12 protein-coding genes are annotated in these 16,248 nt (G+C 69.8%); 6 read left to right on the top strand and 6 right to left on the bottom strand.

Annotation, left to right across the window (positions count from 1 at the left end):
• The first annotated feature begins 65 nt into the window (after positions 1-65).
• The 5 genes from OG504_RS10355 (at position 66) to OG504_RS10335 (ending at position 5,592) form a co-directional block, all read left to right on the top strand.
• Positions 66-1,412 (top strand): ABC transporter substrate-binding protein, encoded by a 1,347-nt coding sequence (locus OG504_RS10355; protein WP_405989519.1) that lies wholly within the window; start codon positions 66-68, stop codon positions 1,410-1,412.
• A gap of 5 nt (positions 1,413-1,417) precedes the next feature.
• The gene (locus tag OG504_RS10350) at positions 1,418-2,383 is read left to right on the top strand and encodes a carbohydrate ABC transporter permease (RefSeq protein WP_405996293.1); all 966 of its coding nucleotides are present in this window, start codon (positions 1,418-1,420) and stop codon (positions 2,381-2,383) included.
• A gap of 67 nt (positions 2,384-2,450) precedes the next feature.
• Entirely contained in the window at positions 2,451-3,353 is a 903-nt protein-coding gene (locus OG504_RS10345; RefSeq protein ID WP_405989518.1) for a carbohydrate ABC transporter permease, read from the top strand.
• Positions 3,350-4,597 (top strand): 6-phospho-beta-glucosidase, encoded by a 1,248-nt coding sequence (locus OG504_RS10340; protein WP_405989517.1) that lies wholly within the window; start codon positions 3,350-3,352, stop codon positions 4,595-4,597. The genes OG504_RS10345 and OG504_RS10340 overlap by 4 nt, the downstream gene beginning before the upstream one ends.
• The gene (locus OG504_RS10335) at positions 4,597-5,592 is read left to right on the top strand and encodes an N-acetylglucosamine kinase (RefSeq protein ID WP_405989516.1); all 996 of its coding nucleotides are present in this window, start codon (positions 4,597-4,599) and stop codon (positions 5,590-5,592) included. Before OG504_RS10340 ends, OG504_RS10335 begins: the two co-directional genes overlap by 1 nt.
• A gap of 333 nt (positions 5,593-5,925) precedes the next feature.
• Here the strand turns inward: OG504_RS10335 and OG504_RS10330 are convergent, their stop codons facing one another.
• Positions 5,926-6,714 (bottom strand): Atu4866 domain-containing protein, encoded by a 789-nt coding sequence (locus OG504_RS10330; protein ID WP_405989515.1) that lies wholly within the window; start codon positions 6,712-6,714, stop codon positions 5,926-5,928.
• A gap of 110 nt (positions 6,715-6,824) precedes the next feature.
• Positions 6,825-8,690 (bottom strand): glycoside hydrolase family 76 protein, encoded by a 1,866-nt coding sequence (locus OG504_RS10325; RefSeq protein ID WP_405989514.1) that lies wholly within the window; start codon positions 8,688-8,690, stop codon positions 6,825-6,827.
• 402 nt (positions 8,691-9,092) lie between these two features.
• Here OG504_RS10325 and OG504_RS10320 point away from each other — a divergent pair, with 402 nt between their 5' ends.
• Positions 9,093-11,912, top strand: coding sequence for an MGH1-like glycoside hydrolase domain-containing protein (locus tag OG504_RS10320; protein WP_405989513.1), 2,820 nt, complete (start codon positions 9,093-9,095; stop codon positions 11,910-11,912).
• Positions 11,913-11,966: 54 nt separating this feature from the next.
• Here the strand turns inward: OG504_RS10320 and OG504_RS10315 are convergent, their stop codons facing one another.
• The 4 genes from OG504_RS10315 to OG504_RS10300 all read right to left on the bottom strand — a co-directional run bounded on the left by OG504_RS10315 (position 11,967) and on the right by OG504_RS10300 (position 16,237).
• Positions 11,967-12,302, bottom strand: coding sequence for a hypothetical protein (locus OG504_RS10315; protein WP_405989512.1), 336 nt, complete (start codon positions 12,300-12,302; stop codon positions 11,967-11,969).
• A gap of 67 nt (positions 12,303-12,369) precedes the next feature.
• A complete protein-coding gene (locus OG504_RS10310; protein ID WP_405989511.1) occupies positions 12,370-14,292 on the bottom strand; it encodes a glycoside hydrolase family 9 protein in 1,923 nt (640 codons plus the stop codon).
• Positions 14,289-15,575: a sensor histidine kinase gene (locus OG504_RS10305; RefSeq protein ID WP_405989510.1), complete on the bottom strand. Its 1,287-nt coding sequence runs from the start codon at positions 15,573-15,575 to the stop codon at positions 14,289-14,291. Before OG504_RS10305 ends, OG504_RS10310 begins: the two co-directional genes overlap by 4 nt.
• The gene (locus tag OG504_RS10300) at positions 15,572-16,237 is read right to left on the bottom strand and encodes a winged helix-turn-helix domain-containing protein (RefSeq protein WP_405989509.1); all 666 of its coding nucleotides are present in this window, start codon (positions 16,235-16,237) and stop codon (positions 15,572-15,574) included. Before OG504_RS10300 ends, OG504_RS10305 begins: the two co-directional genes overlap by 4 nt.
• Positions 16,238-16,248: the final 11 nt, after the last annotated feature.

Raw genomic sequence — 16,248 nt, 5'->3', positions numbered from 1 at the left:
ACCAAATGGTGCCCCAGCATGTGCCCACTGGTCAATAAGTGGTAAGCGAATTCGCCGGAGGTTCCATGTCCGAGTCCCGTACCGCCCGCCGTACCGTCGCCGCGTCGGTGCTCGCGGTAACGGCGCTGCTGGCCGCAGCATGCACCACCGGCGGCGCCACGTCGAAGGCGGACACCGGCGCCGACGACACCACCCCGGTCACGATCACCTTCTGGCACGGTCTCAGCTCCCCGCACGAGATCGCCTCGGTCGACGCGGTGCTGGCCAAGTTCCACAAGAAATACCCGTACATCACCGTCAAGGCCGTCGCCGCGCAGACCGACGACAAGGTCAACCAGGCCATCCGCGGCGGCACCGCGCCCGACGTGGCGTCGTCGTTCAACGCCGCGAACGTCGGCGGCTGGTGTTCCAGTGGAGCGTTCCAAGACCTCACCCCGGACATCAAGGCCGACCACGTCGACATGGGCCAGATCCCGAAGGCCGTCCAGTCGTACACCGCCTTCGACGGCAAGCGCTGCACGATGCCGTGGCTCGCCGACACCTTCGGCCTGTACTACAACAAGAAGCTCTTCGCGAAGGCCGGGATAACGTCCCCGCCCAAGACCATGTCCGAACTGGCGGCTGACGCCAAGAAGTTGACCACCTTCAACGCGGACGGCTCGATCAAGACCGCCGGGTTCATGCCCTACCTCGGCGCCTACGAGATGCTCACCGAGCACCTCGTCCCCAGCTGGGGCGGCAAGTGGCTCACAGCCGACGGCCAGTCAAATGTCGGCGCCGACCCGGCTTTCGCGCAGGCGCTGACCTGGCAGAAGAGCCTCGTCGACTGGTTCGGCGCGAAGAAGCTCGTCACCTTCAAGGCGGGCATGGGCGACGAGTTCTCCGCCCAGAACGCCTTCGAGACCGGCAAGTTGGCCATGATGATCGACGGCGAGTGGCGCAACGCCTTCATCAAGAACGACAAGGCGAAGATCGAGTACGGCACCGCCGCGGTACCGGCCGCCGACGGCAAGTCCGAGCTGTACGGCGCCGGTTACGTCGGCGGCAACGTGATCGGTATGCCGCGCGGCGCCAAACACCCGGGCGCGGCCTGGAAGTTGATCAAATTCCTCACCACCGACACCGACGCGCTCACCTCGCTGGCCGACGCGATCGGCAACGTCCCCACCACCACGGCGGCACTCGACTCGCCCTCGCTCGGACTCTCCAAGGACCCCAACTTCGCCCCGTTCCTTGAGGTTTACAAGAATCCGCTGACCACCACGACTCCGGCGAGCGGTGACGGCGGCGCCTATCTCACCAACTTCGGTCACTTCGTGGAGAAGTGGCAGAGCGGCGGCGTACCCGACCTGAAGGCCGGGCTGACCGCCGTCGACAAGCAGAACAACGCCGCGCTCAAGCTGGGGCAGTGACCGTCATGGCCACCACCCAGCAGATCACTCGACTCCCGCTCGTCGCGGCCCCGTTGAAAGCACGGATGCGCCGCAACCGGCTGCGCGTGCTGCTCTTCCTGGCCCCCGGCCTGGTCGGCTTCGCCGTCTTCCTGATCTACCCGCTGGTGATGACGGTCTGGCTGTCCTTCACCAACTCGAACATGATCTCCCAGGCCCAGTTCGTGGGGCTGCGCAACTACCGCTACCTGCTGGACGGCGACCCGCTGATCTGGCACGCCGTCCGCAACACCGCCTGGCTGGTGGTGATCACGGTCCCGGCGCAGGTGCTCTTCGCCCTCGGCGTGGCCATGGTCACTGCCCGGCTCAAGGCCGGGGCGAGCCTGTTCCGCACCCTGTTCTATCTGCCCGCGCTGGCCCCGCCGGTCGCCGCGACCGTCGCCTTCGTCTGCATGTTCAACCCCAACTCCGGCCCGGTGAACCGGATTCTGGGTCTGCTCGGCATCCACGGACCGCTCTGGTTCAACTCGCCGGACTGGTCCAAACCTGCCCTGACCCTGCTCGCCCTGTGGGGCAGCGGCACGATGATGGTCATCTTCCTGGCGGCCCTGCTCGAAGTACCCGCCGAACTGTACGAGGCTGCCGAGCTGGACGGCGCCGGCCCCTGGCACCGTTTCCGCTACGTCACGCTGCCGACGATCTCCCCGGTCGTGCTGTTCGCGACCGTCACCGGGGTCATCGCCGGACTCCAGTACTTCACCCAGGCGATGGTGGCCTCGCAGGTCGCCAACGGCAACATCCAGGCCGCGCCCGGCTATCCGGACGGCTCCACCCTCACCTTCCCCCAACAGCTCTACATCGCCGGCTTCAACCAGTTCCACGCGGGCTACGCCTGCGCGCTGGCCGTGGTGCTCTTCGTGGTGGCGATGGCCTTCACCGTCGTCCTGCTCCGCCGCGCCTCCGGCTTCGACATCGAGGAGGCGCCACGATGACGTACCCCTTCGCCCATCGGCAAGTCGCCACGACCGCGCGGGACCTGGCCACCGAGGAGGCGCCACGATGACGACGACCTACGCCCCGGCACCCGCCCGGCAGACCCGTGCCGCCTCGCCCCACCGGGCCGCGCGCGGCCGGGCCGGACGCCGCAGGACCCTGATCTGGATCGCCGAACACGCCGTCGCCGTCGGCCTGGCCTGTGCCTTCATCGGTCCGATCGTGTTCATCTTCCTGACCTCGCTCATGACCGACGGCCAGTCCCTCACCACCAGCCTGTGGCCCCACCACTGGCAGTGGTCCAACTACCGCACGGTCTTCAGCACCGCACCGATCGGCACCTGGCTCACCAACACGCTGATCTACGCCGTCGCCGCCACCGCGACCACCCTGCTGTCCAGCGTGCCGATCGCGTACGCGCTGGCCCGATTCCGCTTCAAGGGCCGCAACACGGCGTTCCTGTGCGTCATCACGATGATGATGCTGCCGCCCCAAGTCCTCGTCATTCCCATGTACTTGATGTGGGCCCGGCTCCATCTCACCGGCACCATCTGGCCGTTGGTGCTCCCGTCTCTCTTCGGGGACGCCTTCTCGGTGTTCCTGCTCCGCCAGTTCCTGCTCACCGTCCCCGAGGACTACCTCAACGCGGCCCGCATCGACGGCTGCGGCGAACTCCGGGTCCTCACAAGGGTGGTGCTGCCGATGATGCGCCCGGCGCTCGTCGCGGTCGGCCTGTTCTCCTTCTTCAACGCCTGGAACGACTACTACGGCCCGCTCATCTACACCGGCGAGACGCCCGCCCACTGGACCCTGGCCCTGGGCCTGGCGACCTTCAAGACCTCCCACGCGGTGCAGTGGAACCTCACCATGGCGGCCACCCTCATCGCGATGGCGCCGGTGATCATCGTCTTCTTCTTCGCGCAAAAGGCCTTCATCGAGGGCGTCACACTGACAGGAGTCAAAGGTTGAAGATCACCGTTGTCGGTGGCGGTTCCACGTACACCCCCGAACTCATCGACGGATTCGCCCGGTTGGGCCTCCCCGTCACCGAGATCGCCCTGGTCGACCCCGACCCGGACCGGCTCGATGTCATCGCCCCGTTCGCGCGCCGCATCCTGGCCCGCCAGGGGAGTTCCGCGAAGATCACCACCACCGCGGACCCGGACGCCGGCATCGACGGCACCGATGCGGTCCTGTTCCAGCTCCGCATCGGCGGCCAGGCCGCCCGGCACGTCGACGAGACCTTCCCGCACGAGTGCGGCTGCATCGGCCAGGAGACCACCGGCGCGGGCGGGTTGGCCAAGGCGCTGCGCACCGTCCCGGTCGTCCTCGACCTCGCCGAACGCGTCGCCAAGCGCGCCCCGAACGCCTGGATCGTCGACTTCACCAACCCCGTCGGCATCGTCACCCGCGCCCTGCTGGACGCCGGTCACAAGGCAGTTGGGCTCTGCAACGTCGCCATCGGCTTCCAGCGCACCTTCGCCGACTGGCTCGGCGTCGACCACGAACGCGTCGCCCTGGACCACGTCGGCCTCAACCACCTCACCTGGGAACGAGCCGTGCGGCTCGACGGCGTGGACGTCCTCCCGCGCATCTTCGACGAACACGGCCAGGCCCTCGCGGACCGGCTGCGCATGCCGCTGGACGTGGTCCGCAGGCTGGGCGTCGTTCCCTCCTACTACCTGCGCTACTACTACGCCCACGACGAGGTCCTGCGCGAGCAACTGAGCGAACCCTCCCGCGCCCAGCAAGTGGCCGAGATGGAGGGCGACTTGCTCAAGATGTACGCCGACCCGGCCCTGACCGGGAAGCCCGCCCTGCTGGACAAGCGCGGCGGTGCCTACTACTCCGAGGCCGCCGTGCAGTTGGTGCACGCCCTCACCGCCGACACCGGTGACGTCCGCGTCGCCAACGTCCGCAACAACGGCACCCTGCCCTTCCTCCCCGACGACGCCGTCATCGAGGTCCCGTCCCGCATCGACGCGCAGGGAGCAACTCCCTTGCCCGTCACGGCCGTAGAGCCGTTGTTCGCCGGGCTGATCGCGCATGTGACGGCGTACGAGGAACTGGCCCTGGAAGCAGCCCTGCACGGCGGGGTCGACCGGGTCGCGACGGCCTTGCTGGCGCATCCCCTCGTCGGACAGGTCAAGGTGGCCGAGGAGTTGGCGGCGAAGCTCGTCGCCGCCAACCGTGAACACCTGTGGTGGGCCTGATGACGACAGGCCTGCTGCTCGCGGTCGACGGCGGCAACTCGAAGACGGATGTCGCCGTGTTGAGGACGGACGGCACGATCCTGGGCCGCGCGCGGGGCGGCGGATTCCGCCCGCAGGCGGTGGGCGTGGACGCGGCGATGGACGTACTGGCGGCCCTGCGCGCCGAGGCGATGGCGTCGGCGGGCGTCGCGGCCGACGTCGAGGTGGACGGCATCACGGCCTTCCTCGCCGGAGCCGATCTGCCGTACGAGATCAAGGCGTTGCGCGAGGCCGTCGGCGCCCGCCGCTGGGCGGTCACCCAGCGCGTCGACAACGACTCCTACGCCGTCCTGCGCGCCGGCGCCAGCCGCCCCTGGGGCGTCGGCGTGGTGTGCGGCACCGGTATCAACTGCGTCGGTGTGGCCCCTGACGGGCGCACCACCGGCTTCGCGGCGCTGGGGAGGATCTCGGGGGACTGGGGCGGCGGCATCGACGTGGGTACGTCGGCCCTGTGGCACGCGGCACGGGCGGAGGACGGCCGCGGCCCTCGAACAGCCCTACACACAGCGGTACTTGACCACTTCGGCCTGGCGACGGTCGCCGACGTCACCGCCGCGCTGCACAACGGCGACCTCCCCGCCCTCCGCCTCAGCGAACTCTGCCCGGCGGTGTTCGCGGCCCGCGACGAGGGCGACGAGATCGCGACGGAACTGGTGGAACGCCTCGCGGCGGAGATCGCGAGAATGGCGCTGACCGTCCTGTGCCGCCTCCAACTCGCCACCGCCCCGGACCCCGAAGTCGTCCTGGGCGGAAGCGTGTTGGCCGCCGGCCACAAGGCCCTCCTCGACGACGTCGAACATCGCCTCAGGGAAGCGGTCCCGACCGTCCGCCCGGTGGTGTGCACGGAACCCCCCTTGCTGGGCGCGGCGTTGGCGGCCCTGGACCTGCATCCGGGACCCGCCCCTGGGGCCGAGGCACGGTTGCGGGCGGGGTTCGGGGGGAGCGGCGGTTCCTGATCCGGTACGACCGGGTGGGCGGGGTCTGGTGGGGTGAGGCGCCGGGGTCGGACCGGTGGTGTGCGGGGATCCGCCAGGGCGATCTGGACTTGCGCCAACGCCAACGCCAACGCCAACGCCAACGCCCGGGCCTGGTGGTCGGCGGTTCGTGATTCGGCTCGCCCAGGCGGGGACCGGCGGTGCGAGGCGCCGGGGTTTGCCCCGAGACGCGCGGATCCGGCCCCGCCCCGCTACGACCGCCCGCGCCCCGGCACCGACCTACGCCTGGCCCGGCCGGGGCCATCGACCTAGGCCCGCGCCCGGCCGGGGCACCGCGCTACACCCCGCCCCCCGCTACGCCCGCCCCCCAAGCCGCATCGCATACCCCGCGTGATGCAACTCCTCGCCCCGGAACTCACCGAACGCCCAGAACCCGAGGTCGTCCAGATAGTCGATGCGGTCGCCGTCGATCCAGTAGCGGCCTTCGTAGGCGTGCGGGCGGCCGCCGCGGGTCTCGTCGTAGCGGCCGTCCGGGGTCAACTCCTGGTGCAGGAAGTCGTTTTCGTCGATCCAGACGCCGATGTGCGGGCTGCCGGTGAGGTCCTGGGCGGCCGGGATGCCCGCCGCGGGGGCGGTCGCGCGGCCGGGGGCGTCCGTGCCCGACCAGAGGACCGGCTTGCCCGCCGCCACCAGGGCGCGGACCTCCTCCGGGCGGGTCAGCAACGTGGCCACCGCACCCTGCACATCGGGGGCGAACTCGTCCGGTACGACGAGCAGGTCTCCCGTGTTCCCCGGTGTCAACGTCCTTACGAACTCGGCGCGTTGGCTCCGCCCGCCGACGAGTGCGATCGTGTCCACCACCGCCGGGACCACCGTCATGCCCGTGCAGTCGACGACGATGGCGTTGTCGTCGCCCGCAGCCGTGATGATGCCCGGTCCGACGCCGACCAGCAGGGCGCCGACGAGCAGGACGTCGGCGCCGGTCATGGTGCCGATCAACGGGTCCATCGTCAGGACCCGGGCGTTGGTGAAGAGGACGGGACGGCCGGCGTCGTTCGAGACGATCTCGTCGAGGGCCTTGTTGTTCCAGGTCACGGTGTCCGTGCCGGCTTCCGTGCCGGTCTCCGTGTGGGTGACGCTCATCGTCCGCTCCTCGGGTGGGTCTCCAGGTGGTGTCGCACGGTCAGCCTGGTCGCGTCCGAGGAACGCAACCAGGCTGACCTTTACCCAGGTGTCGGACACCCACCCTGCGCTCAGCTCCCCGCAGCCGCCGTGAGCGCTCCGAGCGCGCTGGCCTGTGTACGCCAATCGGTCTGGTTCGGGCTCGTGCCCGCCCAGCGTTCACCGAGGGCGTTGAGCGTGGACCGGTCCAGTGCCCACAGGGTGTCGGCCTGTTTCTGGATGTACGTCCGGTAGGTCGTGGAACCGGTCGCCTTCGCCAGGTCGGCGAAGTTCCGCATGAAGATGCCCTTGAACTGCTTCTGGTTGTCGTCGCAGGACGCCGAACCGACATCGCAGGACTCGGTCAGTACTCCGCCCACCGTCAGCTGCGAGTTGCTGATCGCCGCGTCCGCCAGCGTCCGCGCCGTGCTCAGCATCGAGCTGTCGCCCGTCGTCTTCCACAGTTCCGTGAAGGCGCCGATGGCCAGGCCCTGGTTGTAACTCCACACGGTGGAACCGTTGTTGGCGCAGGACGAGGAGAGCCCGTCGTTCACCAGACCCGAGGAGTTGATCATCCCGCTGGCCTTGTACCAGGCCGCCGACGTCTTCGCCCGCTGCAGCCAGACCGTGTCACCGGCGATGCGCTGGTGCAGCGCGGTGGTCAGCCAGAGGTACTGCCCGTTCGTCACCGCGTTCTTGTAGGTCCGCTCACGGTCCCACCACACACCGCCGCCGCAGGTGCTGGTGTCCCAGTACTGCTGGACGTAATTGGCAATGGTGACCGCCTCGTTGAGGTAGCGGGCGTCGTGCGTGTAGTCGTACGCGTCGATCCACGCGATCGCCCACCATCCCGAGTCGTCGATCGACCGGCTGATGAAGTCGCCCTCGATCGCGTCCGAACTGCGTGTCCCGGCCGGGAAGACTCCCTTGTTCTGGTCGAAGGTGCGGGCGATGATCCAGTCGTAGTCGTGCGTGCCGGTCGTCTTCGCGAAGTCGATGACGGAGGTGAGGGTCGCTGCCGAGTTCCACCAACTGCTGGGCCACCAGCCGTTGTAGGGGTCGTACGACGTCATCAGCGCGTCCGCCGCGGCGCGCGCCTTCGTCGGTACGGGCCGGTACCACGCCGTGCAGCTGCCCTCGTTGTGGCTCGCCTCCCGGCCGCACGCGCGGACCGCGCCGCCGTAGAGGAGCCCGCGCGGATCACGGGCGGCGTACATCGCGGTGCGGGTCGTGGTCGCCCCGGACGGGGTGCTCGTACGGCCGAGGGAGGAACCGTCCGGCCAGGTCGGGCCGCCGTCCCAGGAACGGTCCAACCAGATCTCGTCCCCGGCGCCACCGGTGTCGATGCTTCCCCAGGCCATGGAGTTCTTCTGGTCCACGTGCAGGCGGATGGTGCGGCCGTACAGGGTGGTCGAGGGGACCGGCTGGTCGTCGCCCGCCGCCTGGGACGCGCTCGTGCCGTCGCAGGCGGTGTCGCAGACGGTGGGGTAGACCCAGTTCGTGCAGCCGACGCCGGCCGCGTCGCCGCAGGCCCGGACCAGGCCGCGCTTGTGGTTGCGCGGGTCGGTGATGTTGTACATCAGCGTCCTTGTACCGGTCCAGGTGCTCGGGATGCTCGCCTTGCCGAGCAGACCGTCCCAGGTGACGCCGCCGTCCCAGGACCGGTCCAACCACACCGCGTCGCCGGACGTGCCGTTGTCGATGCTGGCCCACGCCATGTCGTCCGCGTCGGACACATGGAGCCGGACGACGCGTCCGTTGAGGGTCTTGTCCGGTACTGGAAACGTTTCCTGTCTCGCCTGCGACGGGTCGAGCGTGTCGCAGGCGAGGACGCACACCTGGGTGGCGGCGGACGCCGGCGACGCGATCGGAACGAGCGCCACGAACGCGAGGGCGGCCGTCAGCAGGAAGCTGAGGAACCGTGGTCTGACAACGATGTCGACGTCATGTAGGGACACCGGAACTCGCCTCGATTTCACGATGGGGGACGCTGGGTGTGAATGGATTCAGCTGTGGATCAATGGTCCATACCTCTACCCGCCCTCGTCGCAGTGAACCGGCTTGGTGCGACCCTGTCAATGTCGTAAGGTGCGCTTTTTTCGCGGGAGTTGAGGGCTGTCGCGATGGGTTGACACCCGCTCGCCCGGCGCCCATCATCGGTGCGAACTTCGGCGAGTCATCTCGCGTACCCGTTGCTCTTCCACTTCCAGGCCCCCGCGATCAATCCGTTTGAATCGATTCATATGCCTGGTTGTCCAGTTGAGCTGCTGGTTCCCCCACCGATCCGGGAGGCACTCATGCGCCGCCGCAGGCCACCGCAGAACCGAAACCCCAGACCGGGCCGTCTGGTTGGGCTCACCATGACGGTGGTCGCCGCGCTGGCCGTGACCCCGGCCCTGTCCGCCGGGGCGGCGCCGGCGACCGCAACGCCCGCCCCCAAGGCGGCACTTGATGCCGTGAACTACTCGCCGACTTCCCGCACCCTCAAGCCGACCGCCGTCTACCGCACGTCCGGCAGCGTCGCGAACCCGACGAACGTCCTCAACGGGCAGGCGACCCGGATCTCCGGCTCGCAGTCCGCCGTCACGCTCGACTTCGGGAAGGAAGTCGGCGGATTGGTAACGTTGTCATTCGGCAGCACCAGTTCCAGCGGCCAACGCGTCGGCCTGGCCTTCAGTGAGTCGTCGCTGTACGTGGGCAACAACAGCGACCGCAGCAGCGGCCGTGACGGCGAGGACGGCGCCCTCTACGCCACACCCTCCGCGAACGGCACCTACACCGTGCCCACCGCTCAACTCCGGGGCGGATTCCGCTACTTGACGGTCTTCATTGACAGTTCGGGCTGGGTGGACCTCAAGGGCGTCAGCCTCAACTTCACCGCGGCCCCGGGGAAAACCAACCCGGCGGACTACGCCAACTACTTCACCTCCAGCGACGAGTTGCTCAACCGCATCTGGTACGCCGGGGCGTACACCGTGCAGTTGAACACCATCGCCTCCAACCAGGGCCGCGCCTGGCCCCCGCCCTCCTCGGCCTGGGACAACAGCGCCACCGTCGGCGTGGGCGACTCCGTCCTGGTCGACGGAGCGAAGCGTGACCGTACGGTGTGGCCCGGCGACATGGGCATCGCCGTCCCGACGCAGTACGCGTACTCGAACGACCTCACCTCGACCCGCAACGCGCTCACCACGATGTACAACGCGCAGTCGTCCGCGGGTGAAATCCCTTGGTCGGGGCCGCCGTTCAACCTCACCGGCTCGGACACGTACCACACGTGGACCCTGCTGGGGACGTCCACGTACTACACGTACACCGCCGACCGGTCGTGGCTGGACTCCGAATGGGCCAACTACAAGCGGGGGATGGCCTTCATCACCAACAAGATCGACGGCAACAACCTCCTCAACGTGACCCGCACCCAGGACTGGGCCCGGGTCGGCCAGGGCGGTGAGAACATCTCCGCCAACGCGCTGCTGTACGGCGCCCTCAAGGGCGGTGCCACGCTCGCCACGGTCGAGGGCGACAGCGCGCTCGCCGCGAGCTGGAACAGCAAGGCCGCCGCGATCAAGACCGCCGCCAACTCCCTTCTCTGGGACGCCTCCAAAGGCATGTACAAGGACAACCCGAGCAGCGGTCTGTACCCGCAGGACGGCAACTCCCTTGCCGTCTGGTACGGGTTGAGCGACTCCACCGCCAAGTCGAAGAGCATCATCACCGGGCTCGGCAAGAACTGGGGCATCTACGGCCCGACCACGCCCGAATGGGGCGGCAACGTCTCGCCGTTCGCCGGCGGCATGGAGCTGAACGCCCGCTTCACCGCCAACGACGACTTCACCGCCCTGGACCAGATCCGCCGCACCTGGGGTCACATGCTCGACAGCGACATCGGCACCAAGAGCACGTTCTGGGAGGGCATCCAGTCCGACGGCGGTCCGGCGTACGGCGGTTCGTTCATGAGCCTCGCGCACGGCTGGTCCACGGCGCCCACCTCGACGCTCACCTTCGACGTGCTCGGCACCGCTCCCGAGTCGGCGACCGGCGCCTACCGCTTCGTCCCGCACCCCGGCGACCTGACCAGTGCCCAGGGCCGCATCACCATGCCCCAGGGCGCCATCAACGCGTCCTGGTCCCGCGACCCGTCGGCCGGCACCTACTCGGCCACCCTCTCCAGCCCGTCCGGCAGCAGCGGTCGTATCGGCGTCCCGAAACTCGGCGGCGACATCACGGTCACCGTGAACGGCACCGTCGTATGGAAGAACGGGGCCTTCACGCCCACCTCCGGCATCACCGGCGGCAGCCAGGACGACACCTACGTCTACCTCACCGGTGTCGCCCCCGGCAGCTACACCGTCTCCGCAACCGGCCTCGGCAATCCGTCGGCGCCCACCCAGCCCGGCACCGGCGCCCTGCGCGCGGGCTACACCCGGTGCGCGGGCGAGGGCGGCACCTGCTCCTTCAGCGGCACCCGCTCGGTGGCCTACGGCGCCGGGACGTACACGTACAAGACGGTGACCGGCAGCAGCGCGTGCTCGAACGACTCCTTCGGCGGCGACCCGGCGGCCAACCTCGTCAAGTCCTGCTACGTCGCCGACGTCGGCGGCCCGCCCGGATACACCGCCTGCGCGGCCGAGAACGGCACCTGCGCCGTGCCCGGTTACAACCGTGACGTGGCCTACGGCGCGAACGGCAACTTCGTCCACCAGGTCACCAACGGCTCCGTCGCCTGCACCAACGCCCACTTCGGCGATCCCATCGACGGTGTGGCCAAGTCCTGTTACCTGCCGCCCGCCGGGGCACCGGCCGGTGGCTGGACCAAGTGCGCGGACCAGAACGGCACTTGTGCGGCAGCGGCGGGACAACCGGTGATGTACGGCGCCTACGGAGCGTTCGTCACGGCCACCGCCACCGGCGACACCGCGTGCACCGACGCCACGTTCGGCGACCCCATCTCCGGTGAGTCGAAGGCCTGTTACACCGCGACCGGCGGCCCGGTCGGCTACGCCACCAACTGCTCGGCGGAAGGCGGCTCTTGTGCCTTCAGCGGACAGCAGACCGTCGCCTATGGCGCCCGGGGCCGGTTCCTCTACAAGGCGTTCACCGGTACCGCCGCCTGCACGACGGCCGCCTTCGGCACCGACCCGCTGCCGGGCGTGAGCAAGTCCTGCTACCTCACGTCCTGAGCGGCCCCACGCATCCGGCAGCCTCCACTCCCCGCGTGACCGGAGGCTGCCGGATCACTCCGGGTACGCCACTGCCTCCTTCTGCAGGTGCACGGCGGCCAGCAGGCTCAGTCGCGGCTCCGCCCGGCGCAGCGCACGCACCGCCGCGACGGAAGTGATGTCCCCGTCGAAGCCGACGGCGGTCAGCCGGGACCTGACCCAACGGGCGCGCAGCCGACTGTCGTCGGCGGCGGCGGTGGACTCGACGAGCGCGGCGGCGCGTTCCAGGCCGGGGCGCTCCTCGGGAGAGGCCCCGGCCAGCGCCTGGCGCAGGGCCTCCGCGACCACGTCGGCATCCCGGATGGTCAGCACGAAGGTGTTCTTCTTGCTCAGTCCCGTGATTCCAGTCATGGGGCCCAGCCTGCCGATCATGTTCCGTGCGGGCCAAGCGACTTGAGGAGATTCAGAGCCTCGGCCACTAGTCCTCGTCCTGCGCGGTCAGTGCGAAGGCCAGCAGGGCCGTCGTGGTGAAGTCCAGCGAGGGTTCCACCGTCTGCCAGGCGCCCACGTCGTCGACGTAGCGCGAGCCCTTGCCGTCGAAGTCGGTCCAGGCTCCCGACGGCGGGGCGGCGGTGCACTTCTTCATGGTGGGGAAGCTGTTCAACTCCGCCAGTTTGTCAGCCGCGTTGGGGCCGTTGACCACCGCGCCCCGCAGGATCGCGCCCTTGCCGTCGAGGCTGCCGCGAAGGTTGGCCAACTGGTGTTCCGGGCAGTGCGGGTAGACCTCACCCGCGCCGATCATGAAGCTTGTGCCCCACGGGTTGGCGCCGAGCGCCCAGCCCCGCTGCCGCCCGGCGAAGGACGCGAAGCGCGTGTCCCCGGTGGCCTTGGCGTAGAGGCGGGCGGTGGCCACCAGCCCGAACGTGTGCGGTACGGCGTCGAAGTCGTCGTAGACCGCACCGGCCCCGAACGGATCGTGCTCGGCGTGGTCGACCCCGTCCTCCAACTGGCGCCGCAGGTCCTTGTTGAGGTCCGCAGCTCCAACTCCGTTGCTGCGGGCGCCGTCCAGGGCGGCGGTCAGGTCGACATGGGCCAGGGCGCTGACGTCCGCGACGTTGAGGGTGCCCTTGACGTCGGAGTCCAGGTAGGCCTTGGCCCAGTGGGCCGCTTCGCCGGTCCAGTCGGCCTCCCGGTCGTCGCCCAAGTCTCGTGCGGCCAGGGCCAGTTCGGCACCGGCGAACTCCATGTCGTCCTGCCAGGAGTCCTCGGGATAGAAGGCGCTCGGGAAGGCGGTGACGAGCGGCTTGTCGGGGTCGTGGTCGGTGTCGGCGAGGTCGTAGACGGCGGCGGCCTTGTCCAGCCACTCCCGCGCCTGGTCCGGGTCGCTGTCGGCCGTGCGCTGGGCGGCGAGGGCGAACACCGCGGCCACCCGTCCCGCCAGACTCGGAGTGATCGGCTCGCCCGGCTTGTTCGCGCGGAACACCGGCCGGTGCTTGATCGTGTAGTCCGGGTCACCGGGCGACACATCGAGCCGGTCGTCGGCCTCCGGCAGCCGCCACACGTCGTGATCCGTCCGTACGGCGTCGTTGCCCGCGCCGATGCCGACCTGGGCGTAGAGCGTCTCGCTGTCCCCGTCCCACATCTTGTCCACCCACTCCAGCCCGTGCCCGGCCTCGGCGGACAGCGACTCCATGTCCGGCAAGTCCCGTTCGGCGAGCAGGAGTTCGGCGGTGGAGTAGGAGGTGGTGCCGGTGAACTTGAGGAAGTCACCCGCGTCGAACCAGCCGCCCGCGACGTCGGCCGTGACACCGGTCGGGGTCAGGTGCTCGTCGAGGAGTTCTTCGCCCGCCTCGTCGTAGTGCGGGTCGGCGTAGACGGTCGCTTCCTCGTCGGCGAGATGGGACGGGCCGTGGGACAGCCCGCCGGACACCACGTCGGCGCCGTCGCGCTGTGCTTGGAGGAAGCGGACGTTGTCCCGGACGAGCGGGGTCATCAGCTCGCTCGCGTCGGCGATCCGGAAGGCGGGGGAGCGGCCGGCCGCGGTGCCGGACAGGACGATGCGGTAGGTGCCGGGCTTGTCCAGCGCGGAGAGGTCGACGGTCCGCACGGACGGGAACTTGGCGTTCCAGTGGCCGGTGACGGCACCGAGTCTGCCCGCCGTGACCACCTTGTCCTTCGCGTCGACGACCTTGAAGCGCGCCCCCGCGAGCGCCTTCGTGGGCCCCATGACGTACGCCTGCTTGGTCTCGCCGCGCACATAGCCGACCTGGTCGACGCGGACGGCCACACGGGCGGCGGAAGGGGTGGCGGCCTCGCCGTAGACATTGAGGCCGACGAGCACGGCGCCGATGCTCACGGCGGTGGTGGTGACCAGCACGACTGGGCTGCGCAATGCGTTCATGCGCCCACGGTGCCGGGGCCTTCATGAGATGAAGATGAGGACGCCGGGGCCGGGTCCATGGGGAGCCGGAGTTCGGCGAGCAGGCCGCCGCCGGGGGCGTCCGTGAGGCGGGCGGTGCCGTGGTGCAGACCGGCGACCCAGCGGACGATGGCGAGGCCCGCGCCCGTGCCTGGACCGGTCCCGGTGACCCCGCGTGCGAACACGCGTTCCCGGTCCGCGAGTGGTACGCCGTCCCCGTGGTCGCGGACCGTGACCAGCCCCGGCGTGACCGTGACCTCCACCGGCGAACCGGCCGGGCCCCCGTGCCGCTGCGCGTTCTCCACCAGGTTCCGCACCGCCTGCGCCAGCAGATCCGGATCGCCGAGCACCACCACCGGCTCGGCCGTCACTGTCACGTTCTCGTGGTCCGGCAACTCCTCGACCGTCGTCTCCACCAACTGGTCCAGCCGCAGCCGCACCAGCTCGACCCGCTGCGCCCCTGACTCCAGCCGCGCCCTGGCGAGCAGCCCGGTGACCAGCCGACTCAGCCGGTCGACCAGCCGTAGCGCCTCGTCGGACGAGCCGTTCCGCTCCACCACGAGCCGCAGTGTCGCCAGCGGTGTCCGCAGCTCGTGCGCCGCCTCGGCCAGGAACTGCTCCTGCTGACCCAGCCCCCGAAGCGCGGGCCGCATGGCCCGACCGGACAGCAGATGCCCTACGGCCGCCGCGCAGCAGACCAGCGCCGTGCAGCCGAGGGCCAGCCAGCGCACGAGGAGGTCGTGGTCGTGTTCGCTGCGTGCCAGTTCCGTGCCGACGAGTACCGCCGCCCCGATCCGGTCGTCGTCCCAGACCGGCGCCGCCGCCCATCGCAGCCGCCCGCCCTTGGTCGCGGAGGCGCTGACTTGGACCGTTCCCTGCTCGTCCAGGACGGACCGCCAGACCTCGTCCAGCTGGTCCTTGTCGGGCAGCGACGACCGTCCGGGTACGACGTTCCGCACGGTCGGCGTCTTCCCCGGCGTGGCCTGCAACACCGCCAACACCTGGGCACCCTGGGCGAGTTCGTCCTCGCGCAGCGGCTCCAGGTGCAGGACCCCCGCGTCGAACCAGACCGCCCGCGACAGCCCCGCCGCGCGGCTGCCGACCTCGTGGTCGAGGCCGGAACGGCGGGACGCCGAGTCGATACGGATGGCGACCACGGCGAGTACGACGAGACAGGCCGCCGTCGTCGAGGCGAAGAGGAGGGTCATCAGGCGGCGGGTGCGCCGGAGGCGGGCAACGGCGGGTGAGGTGCCGCGGCGGTTCATGCCTCGCCGCCCAGGCGGTAGCCGACTCCGCGCACCGTCTCGATCGGGTCGGGTGGCCCCAGGCGTCTGCGCAACTGCCCGATCAGGACGTCCACCACGTTGGACATCGGCTCGCTCGCCTCGTCCCAGCAGCTCTCGATCAGCTCGCTGCGGGTCACCACTTCGCCCGCGCGCAGCATCAGCAGTTCGAGTACCGCGAACTCCTTGGCGGAGAGGCTGAGCAGGACACCGGCCCGGGTCACCCGGCGTCGCGGCAGGTCGAGTTCCAGGTCGCCCGTGCGCAGGACGGACGGTCGCGGGGGTTGCTCCCTGCGGCACAACGCCCTTACCCGTACGACCAGTTCGGCGAAGGCGAAGGGCTTCACCAGGTAGTCGTCCGCACCGTGCTCGAAGCCGGCCACCCGGTCGCTCACCGCGTCCAGCGCCGTCAGCAGCAGGAAGGGCAGCACGGAGCCCGCCCGGCGGTGTGCGGCGAGCAGGGTGAGGGAGTCGCCGTCCGGGACCGAGCGGTCGGCCACGACACAGTCGTAGCGATTGACGGAGAGCTTGAGATCCGCCTCGGCCAGCGTGCGCGCGAGGTCCACCGCGAACCCCGCGTCACGTAGTTGAGCAGCGACGACGGGCCCCAGCTCGGGGTCGTCCTCCAAGACCATTACGCGCATGGGCCGGAGCT

The organism is Streptomyces sp. NBC_00986 (assembly GCF_045162565.1).
In the GTDB taxonomy this organism is placed as follows: domain Bacteria; phylum Actinomycetota; class Actinomycetes; order Streptomycetales; family Streptomycetaceae; genus Streptomyces.
The sequence above is the reverse complement of the archived record's forward strand: the minus strand, read 5'-3'. Positions and strand labels throughout refer to the sequence as shown.

What these genes read in the sequence shown, in the direction of transcription:
- OG504_RS10355 (WP_405989519.1), top strand. Translation starts at nt 66, where the DNA reads ATGTCCGAGTCCCGTACCGCCCGCCGTACCGTCGCCGCGTCGGTGCTC.
- OG504_RS10350 (WP_405996293.1), top strand. Translation starts at nt 1,418, where the DNA reads ATGGCCACCACCCAGCAGATCACTCGACTCCCGCTCGTCGCGGCCCCG.
- OG504_RS10345 (WP_405989518.1), top strand. Translation starts at nt 2,451, where the DNA reads ATGACGACGACCTACGCCCCGGCACCCGCCCGGCAGACCCGTGCCGCC.
- OG504_RS10335 (WP_405989516.1), top strand. Translation starts at nt 4,597, where the DNA reads ATGACGACAGGCCTGCTGCTCGCGGTCGACGGCGGCAACTCGAAGACG.
- OG504_RS10330 (WP_405989515.1), bottom strand. Translation starts at nt 6,714, where the DNA reads ATGAGCGTCACCCACACGGAGACCGGCACGGAAGCCGGCACGGACACC.
- OG504_RS10320 (WP_405989513.1), top strand. Translation starts at nt 9,093, where the DNA reads ATGACGGTGGTCGCCGCGCTGGCCGTGACCCCGGCCCTGTCCGCCGGG.
- OG504_RS10315 (WP_405989512.1), bottom strand. Translation starts at nt 12,302, where the DNA reads ATGACTGGAATCACGGGACTGAGCAAGAAGAACACCTTCGTGCTGACC.
- OG504_RS10310 (WP_405989511.1), bottom strand. Translation starts at nt 14,292, where the DNA reads ATGAACGCATTGCGCAGCCCAGTCGTGCTGGTCACCACCACCGCCGTG.
- OG504_RS10305 (WP_405989510.1), bottom strand. Translation starts at nt 15,575, where the DNA reads ATGAACCGCCGCGGCACCTCACCCGCCGTTGCCCGCCTCCGGCGCACC.
- OG504_RS10300 (WP_405989509.1), bottom strand. Translation starts at nt 16,237, where the DNA reads ATGCGCGTAATGGTCTTGGAGGACGACCCCGAGCTGGGGCCCGTCGTC.